13 protein-coding genes and 1 pseudogene are annotated in these 14,386 nt (G+C 38.3%); 11 read left to right on the top strand and 3 right to left on the bottom strand.

Annotated features, from left to right (window positions below):
- The 9 genes and pseudogenes from uvrC to ABZA26_RS00815 all read left to right on the top strand — a co-directional run.
- Nucleotides 1-1,653, top strand: a 1,653-nt coding sequence (gene uvrC / locus ABZA26_RS00855) for an excinuclease ABC subunit UvrC (RefSeq protein ID WP_372712629.1), incomplete at its 5' end; no start/stop codon positions are given.
- Entirely contained in the window at nucleotides 1,622-1,984 is a 363-nt protein-coding gene (locus ABZA26_RS00850) for a response regulator (RefSeq protein WP_372712628.1), read from the top strand. The genes uvrC and ABZA26_RS00850, both read left to right, overlap by 32 nt.
- Before the next feature lie 9 nt (nucleotides 1,985-1,993).
- Entirely contained in the window at nucleotides 1,994-3,040 is a 1,047-nt protein-coding gene (locus ABZA26_RS00845) for a hypothetical protein (protein WP_372712627.1), read from the top strand.
- Nucleotides 3,040-4,551: pseudogene (locus tag ABZA26_RS00840) on the top strand (SpoIIE family protein phosphatase). The gene ABZA26_RS00845 and the pseudogene ABZA26_RS00840 overlap by 1 nt, the downstream one beginning before the upstream one ends.
- A gap of 213 nt (nucleotides 4,552-4,764) precedes the next feature.
- A complete protein-coding gene (locus ABZA26_RS00835; protein ID WP_372712626.1) occupies nucleotides 4,765-5,385 on the top strand; it encodes a hypothetical protein in 621 nt (206 codons plus the stop codon).
- A 39-nt stretch (nucleotides 5,386-5,424) separates the two neighbouring features.
- The gene (locus ABZA26_RS00830; RefSeq protein WP_372712625.1) at nucleotides 5,425-6,243 is read left to right on the top strand and encodes a purine-nucleoside phosphorylase; all 819 of its coding nucleotides are present in this window, start codon (nucleotides 5,425-5,427) and stop codon (nucleotides 6,241-6,243) included.
- A 96-nt stretch (nucleotides 6,244-6,339) separates the two neighbouring features.
- A complete protein-coding gene (locus ABZA26_RS00825; RefSeq protein ID WP_372712624.1) occupies nucleotides 6,340-7,866 on the top strand; it encodes an ABC transporter ATP-binding protein in 1,527 nt (508 codons plus the stop codon).
- Nucleotides 7,856-8,905: an ABC transporter permease gene (locus ABZA26_RS00820; RefSeq protein ID WP_372712623.1), complete on the top strand. Its 1,050-nt coding sequence runs from the start codon at nucleotides 7,856-7,858 to the stop codon at nucleotides 8,903-8,905. Before ABZA26_RS00825 ends, ABZA26_RS00820 begins: the two co-directional genes overlap by 11 nt.
- Complete coding sequence (locus ABZA26_RS00815) at nucleotides 8,905-9,783, top strand: ABC transporter permease (RefSeq protein ID WP_372712622.1); 879 nt, start codon at nucleotides 8,905-8,907, stop codon at nucleotides 9,781-9,783. The genes ABZA26_RS00820 and ABZA26_RS00815 overlap by 1 nt, the downstream gene beginning before the upstream one ends.
- Before the next feature lie 62 nt (nucleotides 9,784-9,845).
- Here ABZA26_RS00815 and ABZA26_RS00810 read toward each other — a convergent pair whose 3' ends face one another.
- Nucleotides 9,846-10,484 (bottom strand): amino acid ABC transporter permease, encoded by a 639-nt coding sequence (locus ABZA26_RS00810; RefSeq protein WP_372712621.1) that lies wholly within the window; start codon nucleotides 10,482-10,484, stop codon nucleotides 9,846-9,848.
- Nucleotides 10,484-11,272: an amino acid ABC transporter substrate-binding protein gene (locus ABZA26_RS00805; RefSeq protein ID WP_372712620.1), complete on the bottom strand. Its 789-nt coding sequence runs from the start codon at nucleotides 11,270-11,272 to the stop codon at nucleotides 10,484-10,486. The genes ABZA26_RS00810 and ABZA26_RS00805 overlap by 1 nt, the downstream gene beginning before the upstream one ends.
- 398 nt (nucleotides 11,273-11,670) lie before the next feature.
- On the opposite strand from ABZA26_RS00805, the gene ABZA26_RS00800 reads away from it, so the two are divergent.
- A complete protein-coding gene (locus tag ABZA26_RS00800; RefSeq protein ID WP_372712619.1) occupies nucleotides 11,671-12,987 on the top strand; it encodes a sodium-dependent transporter in 1,317 nt (438 codons plus the stop codon).
- 72 nt (nucleotides 12,988-13,059) lie between these two features.
- Nucleotides 13,060-13,998, top strand: coding sequence for a DUF1385 domain-containing protein (locus tag ABZA26_RS00795; RefSeq protein ID WP_372712618.1), 939 nt, complete (start codon nucleotides 13,060-13,062; stop codon nucleotides 13,996-13,998).
- A gap of 44 nt (nucleotides 13,999-14,042) precedes the next feature.
- Here ABZA26_RS00795 and ABZA26_RS00790 read toward each other — a convergent pair.
- The coding region (locus tag ABZA26_RS00790; RefSeq protein WP_372712617.1) for a GGDEF domain-containing protein at nucleotides 14,043-14,386 on the bottom strand (344 nt) is incomplete at its 5' end.

The raw sequence follows: 14,386 nt of genomic DNA, 5'->3' as shown, positions 1-14,386 counted from the left end.
GAACTTGTCAAAAACATAGAAAGTCTGGATTTCATAATATGCAACAGCGAGCTGGATGCCCTGGTTCTTGAAAATAATCTCATAAAAAAATATTCTCCCAAGTACAACATAAGCCTTAAGGATGAGAAGACCTACCCCTATATTAAGTTTACAAAGGAAGATTATCCCAAAATAACAATAATAAGGACCACTAAATCCCTGGATACAGAGAGTGGATATTATTTTGGACCTTATCCTTCAGGATGCAGAAATCTAAAAAAAACTCTGATTAAAATTTTTAAAATAAGAGACTGCAAAAGAGATATGACAAAGAAATATGACAGACCCTGTCTCAAATATTTTATGAACCTATGTACCGGGCCCTGTGTATATAAAGAGGTTATTGATGAGTACAGAGAGAACGTAGAAAATGCTAAAAAACTTCTAAAGGGGAGAGGGAAAGAGGTCATAGAGTATCAGAAAAAAAAGATGGAGTCAGCCTCGGAGGAGCTGAGGTTTGAAGAGGCCATCCTCTACAGAAACCAGCTGAAAGAACTGGAAAATGCAGAAAAAAGCCAGGTGGCAGAATATGAAAAGGCAGTGGACGAGGATCTCTTTGTATTTTCCACAGAGGGTGAGAGGCTTTTTGTATGTGTATTAAATATGCGAGAGGGAAAAATACTGGAAAAAAATTCTTCCGGGACTGATCTCAAGGGGAAGGTTTTTGATGATCTTTTTCAAGAGGTGGTAACTGACTACTACTCCAAACATGCCATTCCGAAGAATATAGTTTTTCAGAAGGAGTATGAAGAAAACAGTGAAATAATAAATGAGTGGCTGACTTTAAAGAGGGAAAGGAAGATTGACCTTCACTTCCCCAAGGTGAAAAGCCGTAGAATGGAACTTCTGGATATGGCCCTTTTGAATTTACACAGGGATATAGAGACTTATTTTACTAGGAAAAGTGTCCTTGAGGCAGGACTCATGAGTCTGTATTCTATACTGGAACTCAAAAAATATCCCAGAAGGATAGAGTGTTTCGATATATCTAATATCCAGGGAAAGGATGCCGTAGCTTCCATGTCTGTGGCTATAGAGGGGAAGCTGTCCAAAAAAGATTACAGAAAATTCAAGATAACCACCAAGGATACACCAGACGATTTTCAGATGATGAGAGAGGTGGCAGAGAGGCGTTACTCAAAGCTGAAAGAACATGAACTTCCAGACTTGATACTTATTGACGGAGGTCTGGGTCAGTTGGGATCAGTGGGAAATATACTTAAAAAATTGAAAAAGTCTCAATTTTTAGATATAATAAGTATTGCCAAAAGAGAAGAGGAAATTTTTAAACTGGGTGAAAATACCCCCTATATATTTCCAGAAAGCGAAGAGTCCCTTAAAATACTCCAGAGGCTGAGGGATGAGGCACACAGATTCGGGGTGACTTACCACAGGAAACTGAGAAGCAAAAGGGTGATGACCAGCCAACTTGACGGTATAGAGGGGATCGGTCCCAAGAGAAAAGAGGCTCTTTTGAAAAAATTTGGTTCAGTTGCAGGGATAAAAAAAGCTGGTGTGGAGGAGCTGAAAATTGTTCTTTCAGAAGCACTGGCAAAACGTGTAATCGAGGAGTTGGATGATAATGGGAAAAAAAAGGATACTGGTAATAGATGATGAGGAAAGCATAAGATTTCTGCTGAGGGAAGTTATAGAGGATCTCGGCTATCACTGCCTTGAGGCAGAGAGTGCCATAAGTGGAATAGAGATAGTGGATTCTGAAAAACCAGACCTCATTATTTTAGATATACAGATGCCACAGATGAATGGACTCGAGGCAATTCAGAAGATAAGAAAAATAAATAAAAAAGTTCCTATTTTCATGCTCAGTGCATTTAGTCATATGGAAAATGTCATCGAAAACAGGGGTGTAGACGTACAGGAGTTTATTCCGAAACCTTTTGATATAGACTATCTCAGTAAGAGAATAACAGAGGAAATGGACTAAGGGGGCAAAATGAGAAAAGTTATAAAGACTGCTATTCTGATCGCCGTTTTTTTAATGGCAGCAGGATGCAATCATGTGGTTCTGAGGCAGGATCTCTATGAAAGAGTTGCCTTCGAGAGTGAAAAAATAAAACCAGGAAAAAATATAATACAGCTTTATTCACTGGAGTTTCCCAAAAATTATTTTGATAGACTTGAATACATGAAAGATTTTGAACTTGTGGCAAAGCAGCTTCTCTTGGATGACAAGAGTCTCAATCTTCTCGTGTCCCGTGGAATGTATGATACAGTGGAGAGTTTGAAAAAAGAGGAAGTTCTCCCGGAAGAGAAGGTCTATCTAAAAACAGCATCAGATTTAGACAATGCGGAGATGTCTGAAATAGATAAGGGGATAGATGTTTATGTGACAGACAGAGGAGGGAGCATTCAGGGATATCTCAACAAACAGGTGTACTTTTGGATGGTTCTTACAGGGAAAGAGTCTGAGTTTATAGGGGAGAACCTATACACTGAGCTTGATAAACAGAGGCTTGTAGAAGAGGTCAGAAAAAGCAGAAAAGAATTTTCTAGGGTTTTGAAGAATATAAAAATGCATATGGTAATAAGAGAAGAGGCACCTTACTCTCATAAAGATATTGAATCTGTGCCTTCAGAAACGGTGAATATTTTTAACCCCACAGATATTTCCAAATGGGTATTAGATGAAAAAGAGGCACTATATCTAAAGGGAATAAAAAATAGTGATTTTGATAAAATAAGTGCAAAAAAAGTAAAGTTTAATTCTCCTTTCTTGATTTTAGACTCGAAAAAATTCACTGGATACACTGTGCTGGATGGAAATTATATATTTTTCTATGGAGGAACCTCTGTGAGAGGATATTATCACAGATATGATCTTGAGGTAAAAATATCAGAGAGCACAGCGAGAGATCTTCTCAATGCAGAAAATGGGATTTTGTTAGACGAACTATTTGAGAGGAAAAAGCCGGAAATAAACGGTCTGGAAGAGGAAAAAACTCAACCCAAGAAAAACAGCGTGAACTGGGGGATAAATTAATGATTTATGCAGGTCTGATCTTTGTTTTGTTTTTAATGTTTCTTAGAGTCCTGAAAAATCAGGAAAGAGCATATACAGGCGAGATAAGTAATATACTGAGAAAACTCAGGGAGAAAGAGGAGTACACCGGTATCATAGACAGTGTCCAGGAGGAGTATGACCAGACTCTTCAGGCAATACAGAAACAGGGGGAAGAGCTGGAAAATTCACTGGAGGAGCTGAAAGAATATAGGGTAGAACTGGATATAACATACAACAGTCTGATAAAGAAATCTACACAGCTAGAGTACAGTAATGAGATTCTCGAAAGAAGGGTGGCTAATCTTTCCAATCTTAATGCCGTCGCGAGAACAGTACTCTCTATAATTAAGCTGGAAAAGATAATTGATATAATACTGGATGCATATTTTGTTCTCACAGGAGCCAAGAAAATATCTCTTTATCTCTGGGAAGAAGGCATGCTGGTAAATAAAAAAACCAAAGGGAATATTGTTTTTAAGGGAACGCTGAGCTATCCTACTGAAACACTGGAAGGATTTAGCAGGCAGGACTTCAGAAAAGTTTATGAAGAACTTTCTCAAGGTTTTAAGGTGGACGAAAATGAAGCGGTAATAATATCTGACCTCAATGTAAAGGGTAAGGAACTGGGAGTTATATACATTGTAGAAGATAAAGAGAGACTCATAGACAGTGATCAAGAGACCATATCTGCTCTGGCAATACAGGTGGCAAATGCCATAAATAATGCCAAGATGTATGCTGAACTTTTGGTAAAAGAGAGAATTTCAAAAGAGCTTGAGGTGGCATCAAGAATCCAAAAGAAGATACTTCCCAAGGAGATGAAAAAAGTCTGAGGGTTGGAGATCGCAAACTATTTTGAACCTGCCAAAGAGGTAGGAGGGGACTATTATGACTATTGTCAGAGAGAAGAGGGCAGAGTATCCATAACAATAGCAGACGTAAGCGGAAAAGGTGTACCAGCAGCATTTTTGATGGCCCTGATAAGATCGGTCTTAAAGACATTGAATTATAAGGATATTCAACCGTCTGAGATGCTTACTACTCTTAATGAAATAATATACCCTGATATAACGGAAGATATGTTTGTAACACTCTTTCACAGTAAATATATATTTAGTGAAAGAACACTCTATTATTCCAATGCAGGACATAACCCACTTATAATTTATAAGGCTGACTTAGGAGAAGTGGTAGAATATAATGTAAAGGGAGTAGCCATAGGATTTATTCCTGAATACAAATACAAACTTGGAAAGGTAAAGTTGTCAAAGGGAGATATCCTGCTTTACTACACCGATGGAATCACAGAAGCTGAAAACAGCAACAGAGATATGTTTGGAGTGGACAGGCTGAAAGAGGTTATCTATGATAACAGGGGAAAAAGTGCAGATGATGTAAAAAAAGCTATTTTGGATTCTATAAACAATTTCAGAGGAGATCACGAACAGGTAGACGATCTGACATTTGTGGTAATAAGAAATAATGAGTAGGTTAAGTCCTGCTCTTTTTTTTTAGAGTGGGTATTTAAAGAAAAAAAAGTACCGTATCCGAACTGCGGGATATATAAAAGCTGTATAATATTAAATGAATTAGGACAGTTGGCATATTTTTTTTTTGGAATATTCGATACCATAATATGTTAGCTATTTTGTAGAAATAACGGGTATTACAATAGAAATATTTTAGTTTTATTTGGAGGTAAAATGGGAGCTAATTGGATTGAATGGTTTGGATATGTGTCGTCTTTTGTGGTGCTGATATCCCTTACAATGAGTTCTATTATCAAGCTGAGATGGATAAACTTAGTAGGTGCCATCATGTTTTCAATTTTTGGATTTATGATAAACTCCTATCCCACAGGGATTTTAAACCTGGGAATAGCTTTGATAGATATCTATTATCTGTATGAGTTATATATGAGAAAAGAAGAGTTTTCAATGGTGAGAGCCAACTTTGATTCTGATTACTTCAAATATTTTATAAATTTTAACAGAAAAGAGATAGATGAGCAGTATAATACTTTATCTGAAACTTCTGACTACAGAGCATATTATTATCTGAGAAACAATAACATAGCAGGAGTGATGATAGGAAGGGCCTTGGATAACGAGACTTTTTTTATTGAGCTGGACTATGTTACAGAGGAGTTCAGAGATTTTAAAATAGGTAAATATTTTCTGGGAGAAAACAGAATAGGTATGCTCCTCAAAGGTTATAAGACGCTGAGGGCAAGGGCAAACTCTGAGCACCATGCCCGGTATCTGGGGAAAATAGGATTTAAAAAAATAGAAGACGGAACTGGTGAATATATCAAAACTATTTAAAAAATAATGAGTGTAAATTATGACTAACGGAGGGTTCTTATGTACGATAAAGTTATGGAAACAGTGGAGTACCTAAATGAAAAAATAGCTTACAGGCCTAAAATAGCTATTATTCTTGGTTCAGGACTGGGAGATTTGGTGGATTATATAGAGGACAAGGTTGAAATTGCCTATGAGGAGATACCTAATTTTCCTGTTTCTACTGTTGCAGGTCATGCAGGACAGCTTGTTTTTGGTAAAATAGGTGGAGTAGAAGTCCTGGCAAGGAAGGGAAGATTTCATTATTATGAAGGATATGATATGAAAGAAGTGACTTACCCTGTATATGTTATGAAACAGTTCGGAATAGAAAATATTGTAGTCAGTAATGCCGCAGGTGGTGCAAACAGCACATTTAAGCCTGGAACCCTCATGCTTATAACAGACCACATCAACTTTTTTGGTACAAATCCTCTCATAGGAAAAAATGACGAAAGATTTGGACCCAGATTTCCTGATATGAGTGCGACCTATACAAAAGATCTCCAGGAGCTTGCCAAGGCAACTGCAAAAGATCTGGGGATAGATTACAGAGAGGGAGTCTACCTGGGAACGACAGGTCCTACTTATGAAACGGCTGCAGAGGTAAGAGCCTTCATAAATATGGGAGCAGATGCCATAGGAATGTCTACTGTACCGGAAGTAATAATAGCGAACTATATGGGTATGAATATCCTCGGTATATCGTGCATTACAAACATGGCAACAGGAATAGCAAAGGAAGCTCATTCCCATGAGGCAGTTGTAGAGATAGCCAAGAGGACCGGGAATGATTTCTGCAGATGGATTGCAGAAACTGTAAAAAGAATTGAACTTTAGACTTCAAAATTTTATACAATAAATACTTCTATTTCTGTTGTTATAATACTTTAAGGGCAGGGATATAAAAAATCTTAATTTTTAGGAGGATTTCAGGTGAGCGAGTATATCTTAGAGATGAGAGATATTAGGAAAACCTTTCTCGGTGGAAAAGTTGTTGCCAACGACAATATCACATTGAAGATCGAAAAAGGGGAAAAGCACGCCATAGTAGGGGAAAACGGAGCCGGGAAATCAACACTTATGAAAATATTAAACGGACTGTATCAGCCTACTTCGGGGGAGATATATTATCATGGGAAAAAAGTCAAGATAGACGGGCCGGGAGAAGCTTCTAAATTGGGGATAGGAATGGTATATCAGCATTTTATGCTGGTGCCCACTCTCACAGTGGCTGAAAACATGATCTTGGGAGTAGAACCTAAAAAAGGAATGATGCTCGACTTGAAAACTGCAAGAGAAGAGGTAAGAAGGGTATCCGAAAAATACGGACTGGAAATAAATCCCGATGCTCTTGTGTCTGACATATCAGTTGGGATTCAGCAGAGAGTAGAAATACTGAAAATACTTTTTAAGGGAGCCAATCTTCTTGTATTTGACGAGCCGACAGCAGTACTGACACCTCAGGAGGTAAAGGAACTTTATAAGATAATGGACAACCTCATAGATGAGGGAAAGACCATAATATTTATATCTCATAAACTTCAGGAAGTTTTGGACATATCTGACAATATAACAGTTATAAGAAGAGGGAAAGACGTGTCGAACTTCCCTACTTCTGAGGCAACAAAGGAAAAAATAGCCAATGCAATGGTGGGAAGAGCAGTATTGTTTACAACGGAAAAGCCCGAAGTTGATCTGGGAAAGGAACTTGTAGCTGTAAATAATCTCATTGTAAAAAATAATAAAGGGATTTTGGCTGTAGACGGAGCCACTTTCAGTATAAGAGAGGGCGAGATCCTGGGAATAGCAGGAGTAGAAGGATCTGGTCAGACAGAACTTATAGAGGCTATCACAGGACTTAGAAAATCCCAGGCAGGGACCATTCTCCTAGACGGAAATCCTATAACAGGAAAGTCTGCAAGAAGTATAATCCTTGAAGGTGTGGCACATATACCTGAGGACAGGCATAAAAGAGCGGCTATATCTGAATTTTCAGTGAGAGACAATTTTGCCCTGGGAGTGCACAGGGACAAGTATTCAAAAAGCAGATTTCTTTTGGATTTTAAAAAAATGAAAGATGATGCTATAAGTTTTATGGAAAAATATGATGTGAGACCTCGTGAGATCACCACAAGTTTTGAAAGACTCTCAGGAGGAAATCAGCAGAAACTGGTTGTTGCCAGAGAACTGGAGAAGGATCATAAATTTATAATAGCTTCTCAGCCTACAAGAGGTGTGGATATAGGGGCAATAGAATCTATACACAGAATGATTCTGGAAGAGAAAAAAAAATCTAATGCCGTTCTTGTTGTGTCGGCAGAGCTTTCTGAAATACTAAATCTTTCAGATCGTATAGCTGTAATGTGCGGAGGAAAAATAACAGGGATTCTGGACAGAGCAGATGCTACTGAAGAAAAAATAGGAATTCTGATGGCAGGAGGAGAATTGCATGAAGACTAAAATACAAAACGCCCTGGTTCCTATATTGGCAGTAGCTATTGCTCTTCTGATCGGAGCCGGAATCATCGCTTATCTTGGAGAAAATCCATTAAATGCATATTACTATCTTTTTAAAGGTGCCTTTGTAGGTGACAGAGCCATTGCCAGAACTCTTTTAGAAGCTACTCCCATGATTTTCACTGGACTTTCGGTTCTCTTTGCCTTTAAAGCAGGGATGTTTAACATAGGGGGCCAGGGTCAGGTAATAATGGGAGGACTTGCAGCGGCGGCTGTAGGTGCTTTTGTACAGAATATAGGAATAAATAATCTGTTTGTTGTACTTATTCTTTCTGGACTTGCAGGTTTTGCATGGGCTGCAATTGCAGGATATCTAAAGGCAAAGCTAGGTGTACACGAGGTAATATCTACCATAATGCTAAACTATATAGCCATGAGTTTTGAGCAGTATGCCCTAAACTATCCTCTTAAGGAAGGGGGGATTATGGGGCCTAGTCCTCAGACACCACCGGTAATGCTGGCATCTAGACTTCCTCAGCTGCTTCCTTCTACAAAAGAGGCTTTAAATGTAGGGTTTATTCTTGCAATAATAGCAGCAATAGTAGTTTGGTATATATTTGAAAAAACAATTTTAGGATACGAGATAAAAGCAGTGGGTCATAACCCTACAGCTGCAGAAAATGCAGGGGTAAATGTGGCAAGGATAACGGCACTCTCTCTTGGTATAGCAGGTATACTGGCTGCCCTTGGAGGAGCAGAGAGAATTCTGGGAGGTGTGGGACAGTACACCTACAGGCAGGGAATAATGGCTTCTTACGGATTTGACGGTATAGCGGTGGCTCTTCTGGGTAAAAACTCCCCTGTGGGAGCGGTACTGGCAGCGATATTATTTGCCTGTCTCCGGGTTGGAGGAAGAGCGATGCAGTTTAATACGACTATCCCGAGTCAGATAGTAATTATCCTGCAATCGATAATAATACTGCTTATTGCTGCGGAAAATATGTTTAAATTTTTCCTGGAAAGAAAGAAGGTGAGCGAATAATGCCTATCATAATAAGTATAATAATGGCCACAATAAGACAGGCAGCCCCTATACTCATAACTGCAATAGGCGGTATGTTTTCAGAAATTTCAGGTGTAGTAAATATCGGCCTTGAGGGAATGATGCTCATGGGTGCTTTCTCTGCTGCAGTGACTTCGTACTATACCGGTAGTCCCATCTTGGGAATACTAGGGGGGATGATGGCAGGGGGACTTACAGCATTGATTCACGCTGTCCTCAGTATAAAATATAAGGGAAACCAGACAGTTTCAGGGGTAGCAATCAATCTTTTTGCCTCAGGATTTACGGTGTTTATGCTGAGAGTTCTCTTTAATCAGTCTGGAAATACTCCTACAGTGCCCAAAGCACCTGTAATTTTCGGTATGTCCATAATAGTGATTATGATATATATTATAGCCATATGGTCTCAGTTCTTTCTCTACAAGACAACTACGGGACTCAGAATGAGGGCCGTGGGGGAGCATCCCCTTGCAGCGGATACAGTGGGGATAGATGTGGCCAAGATAAGATATTTCGGTGTGATAATGTCAGGTGTATTTGCCGGCTTGGGAGGAGCATATCTTTCGATAGGGGCTCTTTCACAGTTTACCAAGGAGATGTCTGCAGGTAGAGGATTTATAGCTCTTGCAGCCCTTGTATTTGGTAAATGGACTCCTAAAGGTGTCCTGGCAGCCAGCTTACTTTTTGGTTTTGCAGATGCAGGTCAGACTCTCATACAGCAGTATGTAGATTTTATACCTCCTCAGTTTATACAGATGATACCTTATATTCTGACACTTCTTGCCCTTGCAGGAGTTGTGGGTAAGGCTGTGGCTCCTAGTGCCTCAGGAAAACCATATGATAAGAATTCAAACTAAGATATAAATAAAAGTGCCGGATTTCCAATTGGAAATCCGGCACTTTTATTACACTGCTGTTTCTAGTATATTATCTCGTATTTTTCTTCAGCACGTTTAAATATTAATATAATAATAGAAGATATAGCCAGATAGATAAGACCGCATAAGATAAAGGGCATTATGGTAAATTCTCTGGCAACAATCTCTTTGGAATTTCTCAGAATCTCAGCCATACCGATAGAGGATATCAGAGCTGTATCCTTAACCAGGTTCACTGCTTCATTAGAGAGAGCAGGAAGGGACATTCTGAGTGCCTGAGGTAATATAATGTGCCTCATGGTTTTAAAGTAGTTCATCCCAAGTACCCTAGAAGCTTCATACTGTCCCTTTGGAATACTCTGGATGCACCCTCTTAAAATTTCACAGGTATAGGCAGAGTAGTTTAGGATAAATGTAAGTGAAGCTGCAGTAAAAGGTGTGAGGGTTATACCCATAACCGGCAGTCCGTAGTAGATAAAAAATAACTGAAGGAGAAGAGGACTTCCCCTGAATATCCAAGTATAGAGGGCAATTGCTCTTCTGGTAAATGGATTTTTAGAAACTCCTCCTAAAGACAGAAGAAGTCCTAGTGGAAGAGCTAAAATTCCTGTAACAATATACAGGAGGGCCGTTAACTTAAGCCCGCCCAGTATATAGATAAGCATACCCTGCGTTTCCATTAAGCCTCCTTGCCACCAAACCATTTTTTATGGATTTTGTCGAAAGTTCCGTCTTTCTTCATTTCTCCAAGAATTTTATCAATCTCTTTCTTCAATTCTTTATCTTCTTTTCTAAGTCCTACACCAAAATCTTCTCTGCCAAGAGCCTCATCCAGAGATTTGAAAATATCTTTTCCTTCTCTAGTTTCTTTCTTTGCAGCATAATATTCTCCTACAATGACATCGATTACAACTGCATCGATTCTTTTTGCCTCAAGGTCCATTAGAGCCTCTGCATTTGTAGAATATTTTTTAATATCAGATACTTTTTCTGACAGAGGGTTGTTCATAACAAGTGTATAACTGCTACTTCCAAGCTGTACTCCTATGATTTTATCCTTCAAATCTTCAGCTGTTTTGACAGGACTGTCGGCTAAAGTCATTATGATCTGATCATTTGAAAAGTAAGGTTCAGAAAATGCAATCTGTTCTTGTCTTTCAGGAGTTATAGTCATTCCGTTCCAAACCATATCTATATTTCCGCTTTTTAATTCAAATATGATACTGCTCCATTCACGAGGAGAGAACTCAGCCTCTACACCCATTCTACTTGCCACTTCCTTTGCAAGATCCACATCAAAACCTACGATTTCCCCGTTTTCATCTTTGAATCCCATTGGAGCAAAAGTATCGTCTAGTCCTACGATAAATTTACCTTGTTCTTTGATTTTGTCATAGGAATCTGTGCTTTTCTTGCCGCATCCCAAAAGTGCTATTGTAGCTAAAAATATTAATACGATTTTCTTCATTTATACTCCTCCTAAATTAAATTATTTAAAAAATAAATGTAAAAAAAGCCATCTGGGTAAAAGACCTAGATGACTTAAGTTTCTTAAAGAATGTAAAATTTTCTCTTAGCCACCAATCTAGAGCAATTTAATTATAATACAACACAGGTTGGCATCTTTTTTTTTTCAAAAGACACAACCCTATCTGTGGTGGTGATTAATTTTAGTTATAGGTCTATCTGATTTATAAAACATGATCAATTCTCCCGACTCATCTTTCTGAAATAGTACAGGTAAAGTGTTAAAAAGTCAAGGGGTTTTTCCTCTCTGGAAACTTACATTTCATTATTATAAAGGGAAAAGATTGCTTTTTTCAGAGAAATTACTTATTATATTATATACAGATTAGGAGGGTGTTTATGAAAGGAAAAAAGGATGTTTATACGGCGAGTTTAGGCTTGGTTGGAGCAGCTATAGGTCTTGGAAACCTTTGGAGATTTCCATATATGGTGGGGAAAAACGGTGGGGGAGCTTTCCTTATTGTTTATATTTCTTTTGTGGTTTTACTGGGTGTTCCACTTATGTTAGGTGAATTCATACTTGGAAGAAGTTCTCACAACAGTATTGTTGGGGCTTTCAAAAGATTTACTCCTGGTACACCCTGGTATCTTGCAGGGGGGTTAGGAATACTTACTTCCAGTCTGATACTTAGTTTTTATGGGGTTGTAGGAGGGTGGTCTCTAAAATTTTTCTATCTTTCTTCTACCAATGCTTTTCTTGGAAAAAATTCCCAGGAACTGGGAGATATTTTCAATAAATTTATTAGTTCACCTGTAGATCCTATATTTTGGCAGGTGTTATTTATGTTGATAACAGCTCTTGTGCTCATAAGTAAAATAGAGGGAAGCATGGAAAAAATAACCAAAATAATGATGCCAATGCTTTTCCTTATAATAATGGTGCTTTGTATGAAGGCGCTGGTTCTTCCTGAAATAGGAAATGGGATGGCATTTTTTCTAAAACCGGATTTTTCTAAAATTACCGCCGGAGGAATACAGGCAGCTATGGGACAGGCCTTTTTCAGCCTGAGTATAGGTATGGGTGTGCTGATAACTTACGGATCCTTTATGAAAAGTGATGAAAATCTTTTGATTTCTACATTACATGTAATCGGGACAGATACTCTTGTGGCTTTTCTGATAGGAGTTATTGTTTTTCCGGTGGCCTTTACTTACGGTATAGAACCTGGATCGGGACCGGGTCTTGTATTCACAGCCCTTTCGTCTTTGTTTAATGACATACCGGGAGGATACGGATTAGGAGTGATGTTCTTTCTGCTATTATTTTTAGCAGCTCTGACGACTGCTATATCTCTGTTAGAATCTGTGGTAACCTGTCTGACCAATCAATGCAAGCTGTCAAGAAATACAAGTGTTTTTACTGCTATGGTACTGATTACAATACTAGGAGCTGTAACCTCTCTTTCTTTAGGTATTTGGAGAGATACTAATCTATTTTACATCTTAGATTATGTAACTGTGGATGTTTTTCTACCTATTATAGCCATGCTTATATCTCTTTATCTAGGATATGTACTTGAATTAAAAGTGATGGAAGAGGAGATGGCAAATGACGGGGTTAAGTTTAAGTATACGAAGATTTTACAGAATATGTTGAAATTTGTATGCCCTGTGATTATAGGGAGTGTGCTTTTGATCGGATTGATACTAAATTAGCTCAATTGATAATATATAGGTAATGTGATATAATTTCTTTAGTAAACTAATGAAGAATAGGCGGTAGGAGATATGAAAAATAAAGAGATCACTGTAGGCGGGCAGGCTGTCATAGAGGGCGTAATGATGAAAGGCTCAAAAAATCTGGCAACAGCTGTCAGAAGACCCAGCGGTGAAATAGTTTATAAAAAAACGGATATTTCCGGGAAAAGCAGTAAATTTTCAAAACTTCCTTTTCTAAGGGGATCGGTAATTTTATTCAGTACCCTTATTTTAGGGACGAAAGAGCTTACTTTTTCTGCCAATCAGGCAGATGACACAGAGGAAGAGCTCAGCGACAAAGAACTTTTTATGACTGTGGCATTCGCTCTTTTACTGGGAATAGGACTTTTCATGGTTCTTCCTTCGGCTATAGGGGGCTTCGCATTTTCAGGAAATAAGCTCTATGCCAATATTCTAGAAGCTTTTTTAAGACTTTTGTTTTTCGTGGTATATATCTGGGCCATATCTTTTTCAAAGGATATCAGAAGAGTTTTTCAATATCATGGTGCAGAGCATAAATCCATATATGCCTTTGAAAATGGGTTGGAACTTACCCCGGAAAATGCAAAACAATATACGACACTTCATCCTAGGTGTGGAACAAGTTTTTTGCTTATTGTGATGCTCTGCTCTATATTTGTATTTTCCATTGCAGACTTTATAATACCTACACCTGCTACTATGTGGGGACGTATAGGACTTAAAGCTGTACTGAGAGTAATTTTCATGCCGGTAATAGCCGGGATGTCTTACGAGTTTCAAAGGTATACCAGTAAAAATCTCCATAAGAAATGGGTCAGAACAGTGGCATCTCCCGGTCTGCTTTTACAGAAGATAACTACCAAAGAGCCAGATTTGGAACAATTGGAAGTTGCTATAGTGGCACTGAGAGTTGCCATGGGAGAAACTGTAGATAATGCAGTGGAAGTGGATAATAAAAATATAAAAATAAAAGAAGAGCACGCTTAGCGTGCTCTTCTTTATATTTTGTGAAGAGTAAGAAAAAAACAGCTTTATTTTTCCTGGTATACCTCTACCCTGTTTCTTCCGTTTTTTTTGGCTAGATAAAGAGCAGAATCAGAATTTTCGATCACAGCTTCAATTGTATCAGCAGAATTGTTTGCCACAGATATCCCCATACTCAGGGTTACTTTGATATTTATCTGGTCAAAAACAAAAGTTTCATTATGAATTGATTTTCTTATTTTTTCTGCTGCTATTTCTGCATCCTTTAAATTGGTGGCAGGAAGGGCAATTAGGAATTCGTCTCCCCCGTACCGTCCAAAGATATCCTCATTCCGAATCTCGCCATGAATAATTTTACTTATAGACTGGAGAATATAGTCCCCTGCTAGAT

It is taken from the genome of Ilyobacter sp. (genome assembly GCF_041583315.1).
In the GTDB taxonomy this organism is placed as follows: Bacteria; Fusobacteriota; Fusobacteriia; order Fusobacteriales; family Fusobacteriaceae; genus Ilyobacter.
Note: the sequence above shows the minus strand (reverse complement) of the source record. Positions and strands in the feature narration are given on the sequence as shown.